This window comes from Mariniblastus fucicola, from assembly GCF_008087665.1.
Classification (GTDB): Bacteria; Planctomycetota; Planctomycetia; order Pirellulales; family Pirellulaceae; genus Mariniblastus; species Mariniblastus fucicola.
The window spans coordinates 3,084,145-3,103,016 of record NZ_CP042912.1; the positions used below are offsets into that span (position 1 = coordinate 3,084,145).

Sequence of the window (18,872 nt, forward strand, 5' to 3'; positions counted from 1 at the left end):
ACCCTAATGCCGTAGTTGTCAGCCCGCACTGACGGCTCCGGTTCCACCACCCGGCCGGCCCGACTTATGCCAAGTTACATTTATCCCAATTGGCTGCAGCTTGTTTGTCTCTTTGGGGTCGCCATCTCCATCGGGTCACCTGCTTTTGCTGCTCCGCAGAATGACGCCCGCAACACGCCGCTGGTTCAGGCTATCAAAGGCTGCAGTCTTTCTGTGGTCAATTTGCGAGGCCGAAAAACTGTCACCGCAGACATCGGATCCGACTCAGAATCAAAACAGGTCAACGGAATGGGCACCGGAGTCGTGATCGACTCGCGAGGCTACGTCCTGACTAACTACCACGTCGTTCAGGGCGTGAAGAAGATCGAAGTCACTACCAGCGATCGGCAAAAGACGACTGCCAAAGTTCTGGCTCACGATCCAGAAACGGATCTCGCCATCCTGAAGATTGACTTGCCCAGCGAACTGCCCACGATTCAGATCGGATCGTCCTCAGATTTGATGCTGGCCGAAACCGTTGCCGCCGTTGGAAACGCGTACGGATACGAACACACTGTCACTGTTGGCATCATCAGCCAGCTTGGCCGCACTGTACAAGTCAACGAAGATCAGGTTTACCGGAACCTGATTCAAACAGACGCTTCGATCAATCCCGGCAACTCCGGTGGTCCACTGCTGAACCTCAACGGAGAAATGATCGGTATCAACGTCGCCGTTCGGATTGGTGCACAGGGTATCGCGTTCGCTATCCCGGTCGACGACGCTCTTGAGGTTGCCGCTGACCTGATGCGAAACCTTTCAGCTCAACGCATCCGACATGGTTTGACGACAAAGACGATCTTGATCGAAAATCAGCCAACGGTTTTCGTGGACTCCGTCATTCCAAACTCGCCTGCTGCCGCGTCCGGAATTTCCAAAGGGGACAGAATCCTTTCCGTTGGCGACAAACCGGTCAAGAACCGTTTGGATTTCGAATGTGCTTTGGTTTCGGCCACAGGGAAAACGGGCACAGGAGCTTTTCCGCTGAAAGTTGAAGTCGAGCACGGTTCCAGTCAGATGACCGTGGCGATCAACGTCGACCGTGTGACTCATCGCGTCAGCGACATGGCGTGGGGATCATTGGGAATGAAGCTGGTTTCCGCAAGTGATGCTGAAATGCTTGACCGGCACCCGACCTACAAGCGTGGGCTTCGTGTTGTAAGCGTTCGGCCCGGCAGTCCAGCGGATTCAGAAGGCATCCTGCAGGGTGATGTTCTGGTTGCGATGGCCGGTTACAAGACCGAGTCGTTGGAGAATTTGCAGTGGGTCCTGGAACAGCCCGACTTGCAACAACAGGCATCGTTCATGTTCTACATTCTTCGCGAAAAAGAGCCGTTCTGGGGCAAGATGCGAGTTGCGATGCGAAACTTCGCGTCCGGCAACTAGGCTGCTGCGATCGTTTGCCTTCTCTAGTGTGGTGCGACCCAGCTCCGCGCTCGAACTGAGCCTCAACAGTGCTCGGCAAACACGCCCCAACGGCTGCACAACCGCCTCCCATACGGGGGGCGGTTTTTTTCGTTATATTGAATCAATGGAACAAAAGTTGATTGGCTGGATCGAACAGCACCTCAAAGAACACCGCTTCGCCGACGACGCGCCCGACTCAGACCTGCCGCCCAACGTCGTGCTTGGTGTCGGAGACGATGGCGCGATTCTCGCAGCAAGGAATTTGCCGCAAGTTCTGGTCGCAGATTCGATCGTGGATCAGGTTCACTTCGATTTGAATGTCCATGATGTGTCGGACATTGGTCATAAAGCGATCGCGGTCAATCTGAGCGATGTCGCAGCGATGGGAGCCGTTCCCGAATCGGCATTGGTGTCATTGGTTCTGCCGAGAAGTTTCACTTTCGACAAAGCGCAGCGTCTGTTTTCAGGAATTACAGCGACCGCAGACAGGTTCGGTGCTCAAGTGATCGGCGGCGACACTTGCTCGCATGACGGACCGTTGGTGATCAATGTCTCGCTGACCGGTCGGATTCCATGTGATTCAAACTCGCCCCACGGATGGAGGATGGCTGGAGCTCGATCTGGTGATCTGATTGTTGTTTCGGGCCCGCTCGGCGGCAGCATTCTTGGGCGTCATTTGAAGTTTGAGCCGCGATTGCAATTGGCGTCGTCACTGCAGAAGCGTATCGAAATTCACGCTGCAACCGATATCAGTGATTCGCTGTCGACTGATTTAAGTCATATCATTCGCAAGAGCAACGTCGGAGCCGAATTGGATTGTATGAAGATTCCTGTATCTGATGCGGCACACGAGCTTTCAATATCATCCGGAGAAACGCCGCTGCAGCACGCATTGCACGACGGTGAAGATTTTGAGTTGTTGCTAACGATGTCCGAGTCGTCGTTCGCGACGCTGCACGATGATCCCGGGTTTGACAACACGTTGAAGGCAATTGGACGCGTTGTCGACGACCACGTGGGCTCGATCCTGAATGCTGCAACTTTCGAAAAAATTGTTCCCAGCGGTTATGAGCATGGCTAGTCCAGGTTTGTGGACTGAATTCCGGTTCGCGCTGTCCGGACGCATCGATCGTGATATATTGAGCGTTCCGCTTTGTCAGTAAACACCGTCAACTTTGAACAGGAAATTTTAATGAGCAAGACATCCTTTCTTTCAGCTTTCTTCGCGATGGGGCTCGTATGCTTCTCGGTATTTGCTTTTGCAACGGAACCTACAGAGCCAGTCGTTTCTCCAGTGCCGACGAAGGCTGTCGCTCCTGCCCCGCATTGTCAGGTTCCTTGCGGGATCTACGGTGACGAAATGCGATTCGAAGGAATGCTGGAGGACACACAAACGATTGCCAAGGCAATTTCACAGATCGAAGAATTCGCAACCGGGCTTGAAGCCGGAACTGCTCCGACGGCCAAAGGCATGAACCAGATGGTTCGCTGGGTTACGACCAAAGAAGCACACGCTCAGAATATTCAGGACGTGATGGCGGAGTACTTTTTTGCTCAACGAATCAAGTCAGATCACAAAGATTACACGGCTCAGTTGGCGACGGCTCATAAAGTGATCGTTTGCGCGATGAAGTGCAAGCAGGACGCGTCTGCTCCAACTGCAGAAGCTCTCAATGAAGCGATTTTGAATTTCTACCGCGCGTATGAAGGCAAAGAGCCGAAATTTCACGAGGAAGAGAAGTAGTTCTCGTTCCCGTTGAATTGGAAAAACAAAAAGCCCGCAAGTAAACCTTGCGGGCTTTTCGCGTACCTGAAGTACTGAGAACTGGATTAGCGACGTCTGCCACCATGGCCTCGACCGCCACCGTGATGATGGTGCCCGTGTGGTCGTGGGGAGACGTAGTTGAAGTTGATTCCGTTGTACGGTCGACCGTAGTATCTACCGCCACCGTAGAACCCACCTCCGTAAAGGTTGACGGGTCGATAGACGACGGGGTTGTATCCATAGCCCAAACCGCCGTAGTTGATTCCGCGGTATCCGCTTGAGTAACCGAAGCTGATGCCGCCGCGATTGATATTGATGGACGTGCCACTGAAGCCTGGCGAGAATCCGCCGTAGCCGCCGCCTCGCCACTGAGCGTTGGCGTCTTGAACAGTAAAGCACATTGCAAGCGTAGCGACGCCAAGCATCGCCGCAGATTTTAGTGAAAAGATTTGAGTCATCGTTTCTCCAATAGTCGAGGGGATTACACCAGTTTGATGCAATAGACTGTTCTGCAACCGGTGTGCCAGAGCGTTCGGGCTCGAATTCACTTTGAAAACGTGAGTCGGACAGAGCTTCCTGACGTCAATTTGATGTCGGAGCGTGATCCAAGTGACAACAGATTGTCGTGTGAAACCTGACTATCGATGCAGCTTCATATCGACGGCGTGCAGAATGTCGCCGACGCTGCGGCGATCATGGTACTGGACTTGAAACACGATCCGTTTCGCATCGGTGAGATCAACGTCCATCGAAAACGGTCGCTTCATCTCTGCAGCATCCAAAACTTCTTCGACACGGTTGAGCCCGTCGACTTGTACGACCAGCTTCACGATACCGGCAGCATTCGCATCGGGGTCAAACGCCACCAGGCCAGACAGGCGTTGATACTGGCCCGACAGAAGAAACGAAATTTTTCCACCACCTTTGATCGCAAAGCCCTTGGCGAACTGCTGACGTTGCCAAGATTCGTCTTCTCCCTGAAAAAGAATGGCCAGTGGTTTGCCGGCAAAACTTTCGTCGATTCTCGCAAGAGAAAACTTCTTCAGGCGATCCAGTACTGATGCGCTGGTGAGCAGTGGCTCCCAATCGTTGGTCGCAGGATCGAGATCCGCAAGCCAGACAGACCGGTTAGCACTAAAATCGATCGAAACCAAAGCGTCTGGGTTGATCGAAAATTTCGCTCCCGCGACGGTGTTGATTAAAAAGCTGTTTTCGTCGGTTTCAACTGATCGAACCATCAGCTTTGAGCCGTCCGCGAGATCGAGCAGGCATGTTGGTGGCGGAAAATCATCGATGACGCGGCGATAGAAAAGCATGCCAGCGAGTCGATTGCGTTTAACGTCGGCAGTTCGTTCGCCAACAGTGAAGGATACCGATTCGGCGGAAACGTTCCCGATCACTCCATCGATCATCTGTAATTTTTGATCTCGGCTCACGACCAAAGCGTCGCTTTCGCGTTCCTGGGCAACGGTGTCCTGCCAATTGCTGTCGACTGCTGCGTCGCCGGCGGGGAATTTTACATAGTCGATCAGCCGAGTGCTGATTTGGACTTCGACACCACTGTTTGTCTGCGTCAGAAGCTCACGATCGGAAATGCTAAAAGCTTCACTCAAAATCGTTGATCCGTCGATCATGGCGATCGTATGGACCAGAGGTGCGGGCTCGTTGTTATGGTCGGAAAAGCGGATTTTCGCGACGGTATCAAGCGGCAGAGAATTTTCCTGGCCATCGACGACAACAACCGCGTGTTCGCCATTGATGGATCGGATTTCTGCGTCAACCAATGAGCCATCGTTTAGCTCAACGCTGGCTCCGAAGCCGCCCGATTGAGCCACAAGCGAATGATTGGCGAATGGCAGAATCAAGGCAAGCAGTGCCAGGATACAAACGCGATTGAATTTCATTCCCGTTTGTCCGTCTTGTCAGCCAGCTTTCGAAAGTACTCTTCAATCACCGATCGGTAGTGTGGCGGAAGATCTTTGGACATGTCTGCCAGTGCGGCATCCCGTTCGGCCGGGTCAAGGTCGCCCCAGCTACCTCCGTCCGTCTGACGCTTACTGCGAACTTCGCCCGATCCTTGACCAGAAAGCCGTTGCTCTCGGTCAGCGGGCGATGTCGGTTGAGGGCTGCCTTGCGATTGAGCCATCTGCATTTGTCTCTGCTGCTCTTCAAGTCGCTCGATCAGCTTGTCCAGCTTTTCAATCACGTCTTCTTCTTTGTTGCGGACCCGCGTTCCACTTCGATTCAACTCGGTTCGTCGTCGAATATCGCCCATCATTCGAGAAATTTCATCGAGGGAATCTGCCTCCAACCGTTTCATGTCGGCGATCATCAGCTTGGCCAACACGTTGTACCGCCGCGGCAATTGATCAGCGTTTTCCTGCAACTGTTTGAGCGTAACGATACATTCTTTCGGCTTGAGCAGTTGATGTTGCATCAGTCCACGACAATAGAGCAGCGTCGCTGGATCCAGTACGTCTTCGATTTCCAGCTGTTCCAATTGCAAGAGCGATTCGTCAAAGAGTTCTTTTCTGGCCAGCCAGCGGCCGTACAGTAAACGAACATGATTGCGTACGAAATTGTGCCGTGACTCGTTATCCAGCAAACCACTGGTTTGAATCAAATCGTCGGGCTGGGCGTTCGCGAGCGTTTGCACGAATCGGGCGACGTCGGCATCGCCAATCTCGATTCCCTGAATGACATGATCGATCAAGTCTCCCGAGCTGGCGTCCGCTGAACTTAAGTACTCACGAACCAGTTTTGCCGCTCGGTCGTCAACTTTGGATTCCAGCAGCCACGCTTCGAAGCTGGCCAGAATGGTTACGCTGTCAGCCTGCCGCCAGGTCGCGTCTTTGCGAATGGCAGTTTGCGCCGAGCACGCCGAGGTGGCGAACAGGATTAGAAATGCGATCGTGATGCAATGGTGGGAAATCAGTCTCAAGCACATTGGCGAAACTTTCTGATTGGTGCAAAACATCCCCACATGCTCCATTATACCACACGGTTAGCCGAAAAAGCTATCGCGGCGTTTCGTCGTTGCGGCAGAGAAACGCTAAGGACGTTCCTTGCATATGGAATCGAAAGTCGAAGCTCGCAAATTTCACGCTGTTCCGTGTGTGCTACGGCAGCTCGACAGCCCCGTTCGCTCGTCGCCAACCGTCGAGCTTGATCTCCAAGCCCTGTTGGACAGAGCTCTCAGCTGGCTGTTTCGCCAAGTTCGAATACTCGTTCGGATCTGACGCGTAGTCGTACAACTCCTGTCCCAAGTCACCGTTTGCCCATTGCGTGAACCGATGTTGATGCGTTCGAATCGAATAACCTTTGACTCGCTTTTTCGTAAATTCCTTGTGCGTCCAACGTGCTCGACTCACCGTCATCGAAATCACAAACTCGTTAACCTCCGCAACTGGATCCTTCAGGATGGGGACAAGGCTTTTGCCGAGAACATGTTTGGGGACCGAAACGTTGGCCAGTTCGCCAAGAGTCGGATAGAGGTCGATCAGTCCAACCAGTGACGCTGTCGAGTTGCCCTTCGGCAGATCTGGATCCGAGATCACCATCGGAACGCGACAGCCGCCCTCAAACAGGTCGCTCTTCTGCCACAATCCGTGAGCGCCAAGGTGATAGCCGTGATCCGAAACGAACACGACGGTCGTGTTGTCCTTCAAGCCAAGTCGTTCGACCGCATCGAGGATTCGGCCTAACTGATCGTCCATCATCGAAATCGATGCGTAATAGGCTTGAATGATCTTCTTTCGTTTTTCGACGCCAAGTCCAAGTTGCTTGGGGCGATCCATTAGCGCGGCCAACGGAATGTCGTCTCGGTCTCCGTCGAGTTGCATCGTCGGTTCAATTTTGTCGAGCGGATAATGCTCGAAGAATTCAGGCGAAGCGACGAAGGGAGTGTGGGGTCGGTAAAACCCAACCGCCAGGAAAAACGGCTTGCCTGTTTTCGATGGATGATGGGAATCCAAAAGCTTGATCGCTTCCGTCGCAGCAATTCCATCGGTGTGCTCTTCAGGTTTGCTTTTTAAATTGAGCCAACTGAGTGTTCCGCCGAACTGTCCCTTTTGCAGCGTATTGATCTGGTCATGGACTTCTCGATCGATGCCGCGAGGATTAACGACCGTGTCCCACGACGCCGCGTCATCCATTCCGTCTTCACCAATTTGCATCGGGACGTTGTAGTGATAGATCTTGCCGACTCGGCCCGCCCAGTATCCCTGGTTGCGAAACATCTGCGGCATCGTTACGACGTTTGGCAATTTGTCGCGAAAGAAAATTCCATTGGTGATCACGCCAGTTTGATCCGGATACAAACCAGTCATCATCGACGACCGGCTGGGATTGCAAACGGGATACTGACAATAGGCTCTGTCGAAACGCGTCCCCCGTTCCGCAAGCCGATCAATATTCGGCGTCTGAACCAATTCGTCGCCGTAACAGCCAAGATCGCAATTGCAATCGTCTGTCATGATCAACAGCACGTTTCGCTTGGCCGGCGTCGTATCCTGTGCCAAGCATGTTGCCGCGGTGGCGACCGCAGTCACCAACCAAAACAGCGACAGAACAGAGAGCCTAATTTGCATTTTTGTTTACCGGTTTTTCGAGGACCATGTCGGAAGGAAAGTCTGCGGCCTTGTCGCCTTTGCGAGTCTTCAGGCGTTTGTTCTGCGAGCTGCCTCGCGGAGCATTCAGAGGAATATCCATTCCGCCAAGCTCCTCCATCATCGAATACAGCCGGTCTTCCATCTCTTTTTTTCTGGCTTGGTGTTCCCGAGACCGAATCAGGTTATTCTGCTCCATCGGATCGGCCTGGATGTCAAAGAACTCATCCGTGTCCCACAGCCCGTAGTAGGTCGTGTACTTGTATTTGTCGCTTCGCAACGAGAAAACGGTCGGCGACTGTGGGAAGTTCTTCTCCCAGTAGTACGCGTACAGGAAATAGTCACGCCATGGAACGTCCTTGCCCTGAGTCAGCGAAACAAAGCTGTCGCCGTCCATGTGCGGCGGCTTTTCAAGACCCATCGCTTCCATGACTGTTGGAGCGATGTCGATGTTGGCAACCATTTTCTCAACGGTCGATCCGCCTTCGAAAAGTTCCGGGCACTGAACCAGCATCGGGACGCGGATCGAAGTTTCATAGGCGACTCGTTTGTCAATCAGACCGTGTTCGCCAAACATGAACCCGTTGTCGCCCATGTAGATGACGAGAGTTTCGTCATGGATTCCCATCTTCTTCAACTGATCCATCACAGCGCCGACACTATCGTCAACCGAGCACAGCGATTCGCAGTAGCGTTTGTAATATTTTTCAATATTCAAAGCACTGTGATACGGAAAGTCGACTCCGTGCCAGGAGTTTCGTTGATCCAGCAACCATCGCGGGCGGTTCAAATTGTTCTCTGTCAGTTCTTTCTCGCTGGCCGGACGATCGAATGGCTTGTTCGCAAACCTGTCGTTGTACTTTTCTTCCGGAGTGAAATTCGCGTGCACAGCCTTGTGTGAAAGATACAAAAAGAACGGTTCGTCGCTGTCCTTCTGCTGCTCCAGAAAATCCATCGCGTACTTCGTCAGCAGCGTTGTGATGTAGCCGTCCTGTTTCACACGTTCGCCATTGACGTTCAGCGTGTAGTTCGGTCCGGGCGGCAGGTAAAACCCCTGTCCCTTGAAACTGACCCAATAGTCAAAACCTGGCCGCGGGTCATCGTGGTGACCACCCATGTGCCACTTGCCAACATAGCCCGTTTTGTATCCAGCCTTTTGCAAATACTGCGGAAAGAATTGAGTTCCCTCGGGCACCAGTCGCTGGTTGTCGATCACGCGATGCCGAAAAGTGTACAGTCCTGTCAGGATCGACGCACGGCTTGGCGAGCACAGTGACGTTGTCACGAAAGCGTTCTTCATGTGAACGCCGTTGCGAGCCATCGCATCCATGTGCGGCGTTTCCGCAAACTGATGACCCATGAAGCTCATTGCATCGTAACGATGGTCATCGGACAAGATGAACACGACGTTCCGCGGCTTGGCTCCTTTTATTTTCACAGGTTCCACATTGTCTGGAACAGGAACGACATCGTTCGCATGAGCCTGAGAGGCGGTGAAGCAGAGAAGTGTTCCTGCGACAGCACAGCATAGGGAACAAAGAAGGGCACGGCTCATTCTGATTTCCTGAGAAAGAGGTTGTGGTCAAGCCTCTATCTTAAATCGGAACGGAGTCGCCGCCAATCTGCCGTTTGATCAGCGCATAAAAAAAGCCCGGTGCGATAACCGGGCTTAACTTCTTCGGCCAGACCAACTACTTGATCCATTCACCGTGGAGGTTATCCAGTAGGCCTGGAACTTTCGATGCGACAATTTCAGTGCGGCCGATATGTGGTGTGTCAAACTGTTGACGATAGAAGATCAGCTTCATCTCGACGAAGCCGGCCCATTTTAGGATGTCAGCACAGACTTTCGGGCCTGTTGGATACCATTTCAAACCGTGGACTCCCGACATCACGTTTTCTGTGCTTTCCCAGCCAGCTTTCATGCTGCCGTCTGGTTCGCCCCAAGTCGTCGAGGTGTTGAAAAACATGACTTCGTTGGTCAGGTCAGCCGCGATCTTCAATCCAGTGATTGGATCTGGCAGGTGATAGAAGATGCCTTTGAACATGGTGATGTCCGACGGCGTCAAGTTTTGTGACGGAATGTCGTAGAGATCGTTGACACAAAACTGAATTCGATCAGTTGGCGCAATCTTGCGTTGAGCTTTGACAAAGCGAGCCTGTTTGATCCAGTGCTCACGAACATCGAAACCGAACGCGGCTTTGATTTCTCGCTCCCGAGTCCAAAAGCAGTATCCGCCCGCGTTGCAGGCGCAATCCAGGAACGTTTTGCCCTGAAGACCATCGGTGTAGATCGAGTCGATCTGCTTGAGGAACAGATCGCGAAGCTGAAGCAGGCTAACGTCTCCGCCTTGTCCGCCTTCTTCGCGACCACGCTTAACGCCGTCTTCTACGAAAACCTGACCGGTGTTCAGATCGTCGGTAAGCTGAATGTTCATGTGCCACGGACCAAGCGTTTTGATTCGCTTGACCAAGGTTTCACGGTCGAGTTTCTTCGGGGCTGGAGAAGGTGCGATGCTCATCGTTTCCTCTTTATTTCGTCGGGCATTTGTTCCTGAACTGACCGTTTCAGAACATGGATTCCGTCGCGAGGGTAGCAAAACCACATCATCGGAAAAACGCCAGTCAACGCAGGAGTGCTAGCTATGTGTGACGGTACAAGGGCGAGCCTGCGCGAGCGGTACAACAATGCTCCGCAGAGCGGCCGTCAAACGGTTTCGGCAGAACGAATCGCGTTCAGTTTTTCGACGAGAGCGTGGCTGGATCGAACTGCGGACTCCAAAAGTGGAACGCCCGGCGATGCATACGATCCGACGAACCAAACGTTGCGTCTTCGCGAGTGTAAATCATCAAGTGCGGCATGAAGCTGTTCACTTTTCGAATCGACCAGCGGACGCTGGAGCACCGATGAGTAGAGTACTTTTTCAGCAGCGATCTCGCCCGGGAAGATCGAATGAAAGACGTCGATATCGGTCGTCCACTGCCTGTGAAATCGGTTCATCCAAACGGTACAGGTCGCTGTTTGGTGCGAATGTCGTTGAAAGTTGAAAGTGCCCCAGTCGTTCCGTCTTTCAGGTAGAACGCTACTGTCGGTGTGAACAGTGACGGGAACTTCGGTGTATCGAAACTGATCCAACAATGAAGCTTCGTCCGGGAAATCCTCCGCCACCAATCGGCTGGCGTGATTGGCCTGTGTCGCGAGGATCACATGTTCAAACTTGAGGTCTTCTCCGCCGACTCTTACGAATGCCGATGCAGGGTCGCTGTGAACTTTGTCCACGACTGAATTGAAACGTACTTCTCCAACGCCATCAAGCAACGCGTTGGCAGCATGTGCAGATCCCGCCACGGTTCGCATCAGCGGGTGGTTTCCATCTGTGATACTCCGCAGCGCGGAAAGGACGACAAAGCACGGATAGTTCAGCAGGTCTTTCGTCGGGCAAGTGAACACAGTGGAAGTCAGCACCGGAAACAGGAAGCCTTCCAAAAATGCAGTGTTGTCTTCCGAGCTTGGCAAGCTGCTAACAAAATCACCGAACGTCGTCGCGTCGCTTGACGGTCCCTGTAAACAATCCGTGGCTGCTGCGCGAAATTGCTTGAGTGATCCAAGCAATCTGCGTGCATTCGCATTGAACACGCTGGTCATCGCGACAGAGGAATACGGCAGCTTGACTTTCAGCAAAACTTCGCTGTTGTGGGAAAATGTCTGGTGGCTGTCCACAGGTTCAAATTCCACACCAGCGTCGCGATAAAGTTGCGTGACCGCGGGCCACAGCGAGGCGTTGAACATGCGCGAAGGAACGTCGCCTGGCATTGGTCCATCGGCCGAGTCAATGAACGCTGAGAAGTCCCGGGAATGAGCCGACAGCCCTGGTGCCGACCCTTTTTCAAAAATCGTTACGTGGCATCCTTGCCTGGAAAGCAACCAAGCGGTTGACAGGCCAGCCATGCCGCTGCCAACGATTGCGATTCGTGTTTTTGGAAGAGTGCTGATCAGTGTTGCCGTGAAAATGTTGGCGGTGAAAAATGGGACTCAACCGACAATCGTTTTTCCGATCGCGTGAATCTGGTGGACTTCAAGAACGCTGTCGTTGGATTCAAACAGGCTCTCAATACACTTGCGGTGAATCTTCATCTTTAACCCGCCAACACCGATCGCGCCGTAACAGATCGTTTCGCCTCGAGTTTCCGCTTTGTCCATCACTTCGACGCCATGAATGCCCGCCGGCGGAACCGCATTCACGTCGACGACGACTTTTGGGGCCTTTTCCAACCAGCCTTCGGGCAACAGTTCGATTCCTGCAGCGCCCGCAGCGAATACAACATCGGAGCCATCAACTGCCGGCAACGCGTCCTTGGCCTCAGCCGTTTCCAACGGTTCAAGGGTCACGCCATCGGCGCCTGCTACGGCAATCCGACGGCAAACTTCTTCAGCACGCTGCAACTTGCGAGAGCAAATTCTAATTGTGACCGTTTCGTTCGAGGCATCGGCTTCCTTGGCCAAAATTTGAGCGATGCGAATCCCAACCGGTCCGGTCGCGGCCAAAATCGTGACCGTCAGCCCGTCCCAGGAAACGTGTTTGCCAGCGGAAAGCACCGCCGCCGCCGCAGTCGTATTGCATCCATTGGGGTCAGACATCAGCGACACTCGCATTGGGCCGAAGAAAGCCGATTTCGCTTTCTCGACCAACGCTTCGGTGCGATCCACGTTCGAACCACCGAAAAACAGAGCCGTCGATCTCAGGTCGTCAATCGAGCGGGTGAAAATGCAGCCATGAACCAGTCCGGTAACGTCGTCTTCCGAGACAGCGCCGTGCGTCAACAGTTGCTCAACGCCCGAGTCGATCGCGACGACCGAATCAAACACACTCGGGTGAGCGTCGGGGTCGATCTGAACAAGAATTCGCTTTTTAGAGTTGGCTGTCATGGCTACGCTTTTACAGTTGCGAAAAAAAAGACTCGCAGCGAAAGAGCCACCAGAAAACGATGGCTCAATCAGTTGCGAGCTTGATAGGATTCGGAATGGTCCGAAACTAGAATCCGCGGAACGGGTGAGCCGCTTCTTCTTTTTGCGAAATCATTTCGTCCGCAGTCGGCGATCCGTTCATGGCGTTTGCAATCGCCATCTTTGTCGCGCTGTAGTTGTAGTCGTAGATCTTTTTGTCATCATCAGCTTCCGGGTGAATGAACACGCCGCAAACGCAAACCAGATCTTCTGCCTGGTCCTTGGGAATGACACCATCAGCAACGCTGTCAGCAACAGCCTTGGCAACGGCTGCCTGAGCAGGGCCGAACATCTGGACGGCTTGCTTCATGCCTTTGATCGTGACTTTCGTGATCATGACAGTCGCTGGCTTGACTGCAACGTTAGGAGTCAATACGGCAAGAAGGTTTGTGTGGCCTTCTGACTGAGTCGACAATGCGTTGGCGAAAGCCGTTCCGACAGGACCCGACTTGCTGCCGATCATCAAATCGATATGAGCGATTTCGTTACCATCGCCATCGAGGGCTTCACCAATAAACATGGACATAAACGGACTCCTGTTATACGTTGCGATGCGGACTTTCTGGACCACATCAGGTCATTAAGTGTTACCCCGAAAGGCTATCAAACCACATGACGCATGACAACCAGCCCCGACCGCTCAAAATTGTAGATATCCACGATGGTTGACCATGGTGCCAATGCAGGTTCCCCGACCCGAGTCCTGGTTGTCGGAGCCAGTGGCAGGATGGCGGCCAGCATGCTCGCGCGGTTGGGACTGGAGCCCTCCGTAGCTGACCTCTACGGAGATGCTGACACGCAAATGATCTGTAACGGACGGGTGACGCGGTTGCAGCGGCTGTCTGACCTGAAGGAATGCGGTCGGCTCGTTCGAGCCCACGAATTTGTTCTGTTTACCGGAGGGTTGGAGGGCAGTGCGTCCCTGGCGAAACTTCTCGTTCAGTGGTCGAGGCCTCTGTTCGCGACAGCGGTTTCAGTCGAGCGTTTGCTGGATGTGGAATTGCTCAACGCTGCTCTGGCGCGGTCTGGAATTCATCGCTTTCACTTTCAAACCAGCGTCGAAAAAGTTTCGTGGCCGGCAGTCCTGAAAGATCCGGCTCACTCAGCGACCGCGAGGCTGATCGCTGGCCCCGAGCTGTTGACTGAAGTCGATTTGACCGGGCAAGTTCTTCAGCAGCACATCCCGGGCGAATCCGTGTCGCTGATATTTGTCGCCGATCGGGGCGTCGTTAGCTGTCTTGGCGGCACGCTGCAGTTGACTGAATCGATGAAATGGGTCGGGTCGATTTCAGGTCTGCGCCTTGAAAAAGCAAACGCAGAAACGGCTCAACGATTCGCAAGCGAACTGGTTGAACGAACGGGGCTCAAGGGTGTCTTCGGTATAGACTTTATTCGGAACGCCGAAGGGATCTGGCCGGTCGATATCAATCCACGAATACCGGCTTCGGCGGAAGTTGTTGGAGACCATGTGATGGTTCGCCATTTGAAGGCGTTCGGGATCGAATGTGCCTTTGAACGACAGCCGACGGAATTGACGCGAGGAAAGATGGTCGTCTTCAATCGCTCAAACCGACCGCTCGAGTTTCGACTCGGTTGTCTCGGCGAATTCCGAATGGGGGCGTTGAGTTTCGAGAAGGCCTTAGGGCAGGTTTGGATTGCCGACGTTCCGTCAGTCAACGAGCTGATCCCGCCGGATGCTCCCGTGTGCACTGTGTTGGCGACAGGGAGCGACGTGAACGATCTGAAGTCGAAATTGTCGAGGCTCGAAGGCGAGGTTTTACGCAGTTTAGGCGTTGAAAACCGGTGATTCCGTGATTGCTGGTCGTTTTCATCGATTGTCATTTCCAGCAAGGAACGTCATCATAATGGCCGCGGAACCAACTGCTTTTTGAATCCACCTGGAAATTGTTATGAGCTTCGACTACCCCCAACAGCCTCAGCCACGCAAAAAAGGTGGAATGAGCGGCATCATGGTGCTGCTGTTTATCGGATTCGTGTTCTTTTTCGTTATGCGAGGCGGCGGATCCGGTTCCGCACCGACGTCCGGTGAAGGCGTCGATCAGGGCGATCGCCACGTTGAGAAACGAGTTAGCCCACGGACCGATCGGGTGCTTCAAGAGGAAGACAAATATCGTCGCCAGCGCGCCGAAGTTCTGGGTTCTGAACAGAAAGACGGTCCTGACGCGACACCCGGCAGAAAGATGCCTTCCGGGAGCGGCAACCGGAACAGCGACTGGAGTATTGAAGAAGTTGGCGGCGACAAATCAGCCGCGACAGCTCCAAAGAAGACCGAGGGCAAAGACGGATGGTCGATCGAAGAAGTTCCGAACAAAAAGGACTCCGGCACCGGCTTAAAACTGAAAGAGTCGGGCGGCAAGGAAGTTGAACTGAAAGAGGGTAACGACTGGTCGATCGAAGATGTGGATCCCAAGAAAAAGAAGACGTCCGAAGGTGACTGGTCGCTCGAAGAGGTCGGCGGCGAAAAGGGCGGCAAGTAGTCCTGCATTCACAACGCCGGTTTTACTTGAGAAATTCCAGCGTCTCAATTTCAATGGATCCGCTGTTGAGCCCGGACGAGTACTCAAAAGTCGTCGGCACAGAAATCTCTTGATCCTGGCGATAGTCAGTGAGTCTCAACAGGCAAGGGTCGCTGTCAAGTTCCGGAAAAACCTCGATCGCGGCAAGGACCCCGGAATCCGAATCGAAGAAGAAATTCGACTCGACGGTGCCTCGTGTCGCGACAACGATTTGATACTTCGGGTCACCCGGTTCAAGCGGTGCCGATCCGAAATAGGAAACGTCGCCGAACTTTTCAGGCCCAAGGATCAGAAAGTTTCGCCACAGGTGAAGTGCGATCAACAGCCCTCCGGTATTCTCAGGCAAAACCTGATCAGAGAGTTCGGTTTCCGGATCCAGAACCCAGGTTTTTCGCCCGATCTCGATTCCGGATTTATCATCCGAAAGCACCATCTGCACGGCTTTCTTCCGCGAGTCGACACCTTTGAGACGCCATCGATTGGTCACCTTTGAAAAATCACCCATCGCCGCAACGCTCTGTTGCCAAACCTGTTCGCGATGAAGTTTGTTGAAGCGATAGTTGGTGAATCCGCGGCGGGCTTCGTACCAATCCGCATGCGGATGGGATGACGTTGCGGGTTTTTCCTGGGTTGGATCGGCCGCTTCAACCGCGGGGCCTTCGATCATTTCAATCAGTTTTTCAGTGGAATGGACTCCCGTCAGTCGCACCATTGTTTGCATTGACTCGCCGTCACGCTCAAACGAAAGCGGAACCCGGTATCCTTTCGGGAACACTCCCAGCACGTTCTTGAACTGGTTGACCGTGCGAATGGAGCGGCCCGCGAATGAGGTGACTTTGTCGTCGTAACGCAACCCGCGTCGCCAGGCGTCTGAAGATTCAAGAATGTTCGAAACTCGAACTTCTCCCTGGTCGTCCGTCGCCACTGTTGCTCCGATTGTCGCATGATCAACGATCCGGCCGCTTTTTAAGTAGTCCAAAAACAGTTTGATTTGATTGATGGAAATCGCGTATCCGACTCCGACGTTCACACGGCCGCGTTTTTCGAAACTTCCGCGACCGTTGATGCCGATCAAATTACCGTCGCCGTTGAAAAGCGGACCTCCCGAGTTCCCCGGATTGATCGCCGCATCGGTCTGAATGCAATCGGCGTACTCCAGAAGCGTTCCTGACGGATACTGATAACGGTGATTCCCCGAGACGATTCCCCATGTCACGGTGGGCTGGAAATTGGTGGCCAATAGAAAAGGATTGCCGACCGCAAAGCAATCGTCGCCTTGTTCGACAACATCGCTGTCGGACATCGTTGCGTAAGGAAAGTCATCCCGGCCAAGCAGTTTGATGAGAGCAACGTCTCCAACGGGATCGATGCCAACGATCACCGCGTCGTAGAGCACGCCATCATTCATGCTGCATTTCATGAAAGGTCCGTTGCCTTCCACGACATGATAGTTACTTAGTGCATATCCGTCGGGAGAAATGACTACGCCGCTTCCGCCGCCTTGGCTTTGCGGACCAAAGACTCCCACCGCGCAGCGGGAACCTTTCGCAATCGCGTCGATGCGAGCCTGTTCCATTTGCTGAACAGATTCAGGGACCGTTGGTGGCGTTTCTTGCGCAGAAACTGAACTGGCAAAGATCGCAATCGCGATTAAGAAAGTTGTCGTGGAGCGGAGCATGCGTTCATTAGATCAAAAGTTTCGCCGCCTCGCACGCTGATCCGGTCGACACGGACAACGCTGAGGTTCAGATCCTGTCAGCAATGAGCAATCAGCCGCGAAGACAGTGTACGTTCGCCATCGAAATGCCGCTCATCATCGCACCGATGATTCCTACATAACCCTGGTCGGTGCCGCACAAAAACAGATTGTCGAGATGCGTGGTTCCGTCCAGTTGTTTGTCCGGCGCGCCGTAGACAGCGCCGTTGTCGTGCCACGTAAATCGCTGAATGGTCTTGGGCGTAAACACATCCGTGTCGATCACATAAGGACGGAAATCAGGAGTGAACCGCACGCTTGACGCAACGCTTTCGTCGTACCAGCGAAGCTTGGCTCGTTGGTACTCTTCATCCGAAAGCGCACTCCAGCGATCAAAGTCGGCGATTGTCGTAATGCGAATCACTCCATCGTCCAGTTGCCCGTCTTCGTCCGAGTAAACATAATTGTTCGGCGAGCAAACCACACCGGTGCGGATGTCGCAGAGGTCGTCTTTGGGTGGATGCCAATGGAATGTTTCGCTGTCGTTGTAGAACACGATTGTGTCTTCATTACCAAGTGATTCTGGCTGGCGATCGAGCACCGAAATCGACTCAATGAAAGTCAGCTGTCCTGCCGAACGCGGATCAGGCTCGCTGGTGTCGGAGCAGATTCGCATCGTTTCGAGTGAACCGGCTGAGGAAAGAATGCGTTTGCCCTCGAGAATTTCTCCGCTGTCGAGCTCGACACCAGTCGCGTGTCCGTTGTCGACAAGGATCCGGCTGACGCCGCTGCGAAGTTTCAGTTCGCCGCCGAGTCCACGAAACCGTTTCACCAGATTTTTCAGAATCAGTCTCACGCCTTTGTAGGGTCTGGCGAAACCTTCCATGAAAATGCTACGGAACATGATGCAAAACTGACCCCACGCCATGTCGTGTTCCTTGGCGTTGCCGTACCACATCAGCGGACAGAAAATCATCTCGACCAACATCGGTTCCGTAATCGTTTCCGAAACGACTTGTCGGCCTGAAATTTCAAAGCTGGCCTGATCGAGATCGTCGTAGTCAGAAATCTTGCCCAGCAACGATTCAAAGTTGTCGACTTGGGAAGGGAACGCTTTTTTGATCTCGCTACGAAGCAGTTCAAGGTCGTTGTCGAAGCGAATGTCGACGCCAGGAAATGCGATTCGCGATCCACGTTGCGGAGCGAGCGCAAAGTCTTCCCATTTGAATCGCAGCTGGCGCAGGATCCGCGCCAACGGGCCTTTTTTGGTGCCCTTTTCTGTGAAATTCGTCACCGCGTGCAGACCAACGTCGTAGTTCCGTCCGTTGGTGCGATAGAAAGAATTCAGGCCACCAATCGTGTAGTGGCGCTCAAGAATGCAGACTTTCTGGTCGTAATGGGCCAGTCGAATGCCAGCAGCCAAGCCCGACATGCCGGCGCCGATAATAATGGTGTCGTACATGGCAGGCTCAAATCGTAGTGGCGGCTTCCAGCTGCCGCATCGTGTCACTGTGACGACTGAAAGCCATCACTCCATCCCTGGTCTAGGCACAGGCAACCATTTTCGGGGTCAGGTAGGTAACCGTCGAGTGCATTGAATCGAGGTTCGTGTAATCCTCTTCAGGAACCTGAACTTTGTAACGCTTGCGAAGCTCCATCACGATATCGAGGAAGTCCATCGAATCGAGTTCCATCTGATCACGAAACGAAACTTCATCTTTCAAATCGGTCAAATCTTCATCCGGGGCGATGTCAGCGAGGATGTCGATGATTGCCTGTCGGATTTCTGCGGGTGCCATTTTCTGACTCCGAATTT

At 53.4% G+C, this 18,872-nt stretch carries 17 protein-coding genes; 5 read left to right on the plus strand and 12 right to left on the minus strand.

Features of this window, described 5'->3' with window-relative positions; all coding sequences use genetic code 11:
• Positions 1 to 66 precede the first annotated feature (66 nt).
• The 3 genes from MFFC18_RS11375 (at position 67) to MFFC18_RS11385 (ending at position 3,190) form a co-directional block, all read left to right on the plus strand.
• The gene (locus tag MFFC18_RS11375) at positions 67 to 1,425 is read left to right on the plus strand and encodes a trypsin-like peptidase domain-containing protein (protein WP_084417430.1); all 1,359 of its coding nucleotides are present in this window, start codon (positions 67 to 69) and stop codon (positions 1,423 to 1,425) included.
• A 145-nt stretch (positions 1,426 to 1,570) separates the two neighbouring features.
• Positions 1,571 to 2,527, plus strand: coding sequence for a thiamine-phosphate kinase (thiL, locus tag MFFC18_RS11380; RefSeq protein WP_157665260.1), 957 nt, complete (start codon positions 1,571 to 1,573; stop codon positions 2,525 to 2,527).
• A 111-nt stretch (positions 2,528 to 2,638) separates the two neighbouring features.
• Positions 2,639 to 3,190, plus strand: a complete 552-nt coding sequence (locus MFFC18_RS11385) for a superoxide dismutase [Ni] (protein WP_075086431.1) — start codon at positions 2,639 to 2,641, stop codon at positions 3,188 to 3,190.
• 86 nt (positions 3,191 to 3,276) lie between these two features.
• On the opposite strand, the gene MFFC18_RS11390 is transcribed toward MFFC18_RS11385, so the two are convergent.
• The 9 genes from MFFC18_RS11390 to fae form a co-directional block, all read right to left on the minus strand.
• Positions 3,277 to 3,669, minus strand: a complete 393-nt coding sequence (locus MFFC18_RS11390) for a hypothetical protein (RefSeq protein ID WP_075086430.1) — start codon at positions 3,667 to 3,669, stop codon at positions 3,277 to 3,279.
• Between the two features lie 180 nt (positions 3,670 to 3,849).
• Positions 3,850 to 5,115, minus strand: a complete 1,266-nt coding sequence (locus tag MFFC18_RS11395) for an NPCBM/NEW2 domain-containing protein (protein ID WP_075086429.1) — start codon at positions 5,113 to 5,115, stop codon at positions 3,850 to 3,852.
• The gene (locus MFFC18_RS11400) at positions 5,112 to 6,188 is read right to left on the minus strand and encodes a hypothetical protein (protein WP_075086428.1); all 1,077 of its coding nucleotides are present in this window, start codon (positions 6,186 to 6,188) and stop codon (positions 5,112 to 5,114) included. Before MFFC18_RS11400 ends, MFFC18_RS11395 begins: the two co-directional genes overlap by 4 nt.
• Positions 6,189 to 6,330: 142 nt before the next feature.
• Complete coding sequence (locus tag MFFC18_RS11405) at positions 6,331 to 7,800, minus strand: sulfatase (RefSeq protein ID WP_075086427.1); 1,470 nt, start codon at positions 7,798 to 7,800, stop codon at positions 6,331 to 6,333.
• Entirely contained in the window at positions 7,790 to 9,373 is a 1,584-nt protein-coding gene (locus MFFC18_RS11410; RefSeq protein WP_075086426.1) for a sulfatase family protein, read from the minus strand. The genes MFFC18_RS11405 and MFFC18_RS11410 overlap by 11 nt, the downstream gene beginning before the upstream one ends.
• Positions 9,374 to 9,509: 136 nt before the next feature.
• Positions 9,510 to 10,340, minus strand: coding sequence for a methyltransferase domain-containing protein (locus MFFC18_RS11415; RefSeq protein WP_075086425.1), 831 nt, complete (start codon positions 10,338 to 10,340; stop codon positions 9,510 to 9,512).
• Positions 10,341 to 10,525: 185 nt separating this feature from the next.
• A complete protein-coding gene (locus MFFC18_RS11420; protein WP_315852550.1) occupies positions 10,526 to 11,830 on the minus strand; it encodes an FAD-dependent oxidoreductase in 1,305 nt (434 codons plus the stop codon).
• 21 nt (positions 11,831 to 11,851) lie between these two features.
• Positions 11,852 to 12,745 carry a methylene-tetrahydromethanopterin dehydrogenase N-terminal domain-containing protein gene (locus MFFC18_RS11425; RefSeq protein WP_075086423.1) on the minus strand — a complete coding sequence of 298 codons (894 nt, stop codon included), beginning with the start codon at positions 12,743 to 12,745 and terminating at the stop codon, positions 11,852 to 11,854.
• Positions 12,746 to 12,851: 106 nt separating this feature from the next.
• Positions 12,852 to 13,349 carry a formaldehyde-activating enzyme gene (gene fae, locus MFFC18_RS11430; RefSeq protein ID WP_075086422.1) on the minus strand — a complete coding sequence of 166 codons (498 nt, stop codon included), beginning with the start codon at positions 13,347 to 13,349 and terminating at the stop codon, positions 12,852 to 12,854.
• Between the two features lie 135 nt (positions 13,350 to 13,484).
• Between fae and MFFC18_RS11435 the strand changes: the two genes are divergently transcribed.
• Positions 13,485 to 14,630 carry an ATP-grasp domain-containing protein gene (locus tag MFFC18_RS11435; RefSeq protein ID WP_075086421.1) on the plus strand — a complete coding sequence of 382 codons (1,146 nt, stop codon included), beginning with the start codon at positions 13,485 to 13,487 and terminating at the stop codon, positions 14,628 to 14,630.
• Between the two features lie 103 nt (positions 14,631 to 14,733).
• On the plus strand, positions 14,734 to 15,321 hold the full coding sequence (locus MFFC18_RS11440; protein ID WP_075086420.1) for a hypothetical protein: 588 nt from the start codon (positions 14,734 to 14,736) through the stop codon (positions 15,319 to 15,321).
• 22 nt (positions 15,322 to 15,343) lie between these two features.
• Here MFFC18_RS11440 and MFFC18_RS11445 read toward each other — a convergent pair whose 3' ends face one another.
• From MFFC18_RS11445 to MFFC18_RS11455, 3 genes are all read right to left on the minus strand, one after another.
• Complete coding sequence (locus MFFC18_RS11445; RefSeq protein ID WP_075086419.1) at positions 15,344 to 17,038, minus strand: S1C family serine protease; 1,695 nt, start codon at positions 17,036 to 17,038, stop codon at positions 15,344 to 15,346.
• A 91-nt stretch (positions 17,039 to 17,129) separates the two neighbouring features.
• Complete coding sequence (locus MFFC18_RS11450) at positions 17,130 to 18,518, minus strand: phytoene desaturase family protein (RefSeq protein ID WP_075086418.1); 1,389 nt, start codon at positions 18,516 to 18,518, stop codon at positions 17,130 to 17,132.
• Between the two features lie 82 nt (positions 18,519 to 18,600).
• Complete coding sequence (locus tag MFFC18_RS11455; protein ID WP_075086417.1) at positions 18,601 to 18,855, minus strand: acyl carrier protein; 255 nt, start codon at positions 18,853 to 18,855, stop codon at positions 18,601 to 18,603.
• Between the last annotated feature and the right edge of the window lie 17 nt (positions 18,856 to 18,872).

Excerpts from the sequence above, each read along its gene's own strand:
- MFFC18_RS11400 (WP_075086428.1), bottom strand. The coding sequence starts at position 6,188 with ATGTTTTGCACCAATCAGAAAGTTTCGCCAATGTGCTTGAGACTGATT.
- MFFC18_RS11415 (WP_075086425.1), bottom strand. The coding sequence starts at position 10,340 with ATGAGCATCGCACCTTCTCCAGCCCCGAAGAAACTCGACCGTGAAACC.
- MFFC18_RS11445 (WP_075086419.1), bottom strand. The coding sequence starts at position 17,038 with ATGCTCCGCTCCACGACAACTTTCTTAATCGCGATTGCGATCTTTGCC.
- fae (WP_075086422.1), bottom strand. The coding sequence starts at position 13,349 with ATGTCCATGTTTATTGGTGAAGCCCTCGATGGCGATGGTAACGAAATC.
- thiL (WP_157665260.1), top strand. The coding sequence starts at position 1,571 with ATGGAACAAAAGTTGATTGGCTGGATCGAACAGCACCTCAAAGAACAC.
- MFFC18_RS11425 (WP_075086423.1), bottom strand. The coding sequence starts at position 12,745 with ATGACAGCCAACTCTAAAAAGCGAATTCTTGTTCAGATCGACCCCGAC.
- MFFC18_RS11450 (WP_075086418.1), bottom strand. The coding sequence starts at position 18,518 with ATGTACGACACCATTATTATCGGCGCCGGCATGTCGGGCTTGGCTGCT.
- MFFC18_RS11395 (WP_075086429.1), bottom strand. The coding sequence starts at position 5,115 with ATGAAATTCAATCGCGTTTGTATCCTGGCACTGCTTGCCTTGATTCTG.
- MFFC18_RS11405 (WP_075086427.1), bottom strand. The coding sequence starts at position 7,800 with ATGCAAATTAGGCTCTCTGTTCTGTCGCTGTTTTGGTTGGTGACTGCG.
- MFFC18_RS11410 (WP_075086426.1), bottom strand. The coding sequence starts at position 9,373 with ATGAGCCGTGCCCTTCTTTGTTCCCTATGCTGTGCTGTCGCAGGAACA.
- MFFC18_RS11440 (WP_075086420.1), top strand. The coding sequence starts at position 14,734 with ATGAGCTTCGACTACCCCCAACAGCCTCAGCCACGCAAAAAAGGTGGA.
- MFFC18_RS11385 (WP_075086431.1), top strand. The coding sequence starts at position 2,639 with ATGAGCAAGACATCCTTTCTTTCAGCTTTCTTCGCGATGGGGCTCGTA.
- MFFC18_RS11390 (WP_075086430.1), bottom strand. The coding sequence starts at position 3,669 with ATGACTCAAATCTTTTCACTAAAATCTGCGGCGATGCTTGGCGTCGCT.
- MFFC18_RS11375 (WP_084417430.1), top strand. The coding sequence starts at position 67 with ATGCCAAGTTACATTTATCCCAATTGGCTGCAGCTTGTTTGTCTCTTT.
- MFFC18_RS11435 (WP_075086421.1), top strand. The coding sequence starts at position 13,485 with ATGGTTGACCATGGTGCCAATGCAGGTTCCCCGACCCGAGTCCTGGTT.
- MFFC18_RS11455 (WP_075086417.1), bottom strand. The coding sequence starts at position 18,855 with ATGGCACCCGCAGAAATCCGACAGGCAATCATCGACATCCTCGCTGAC.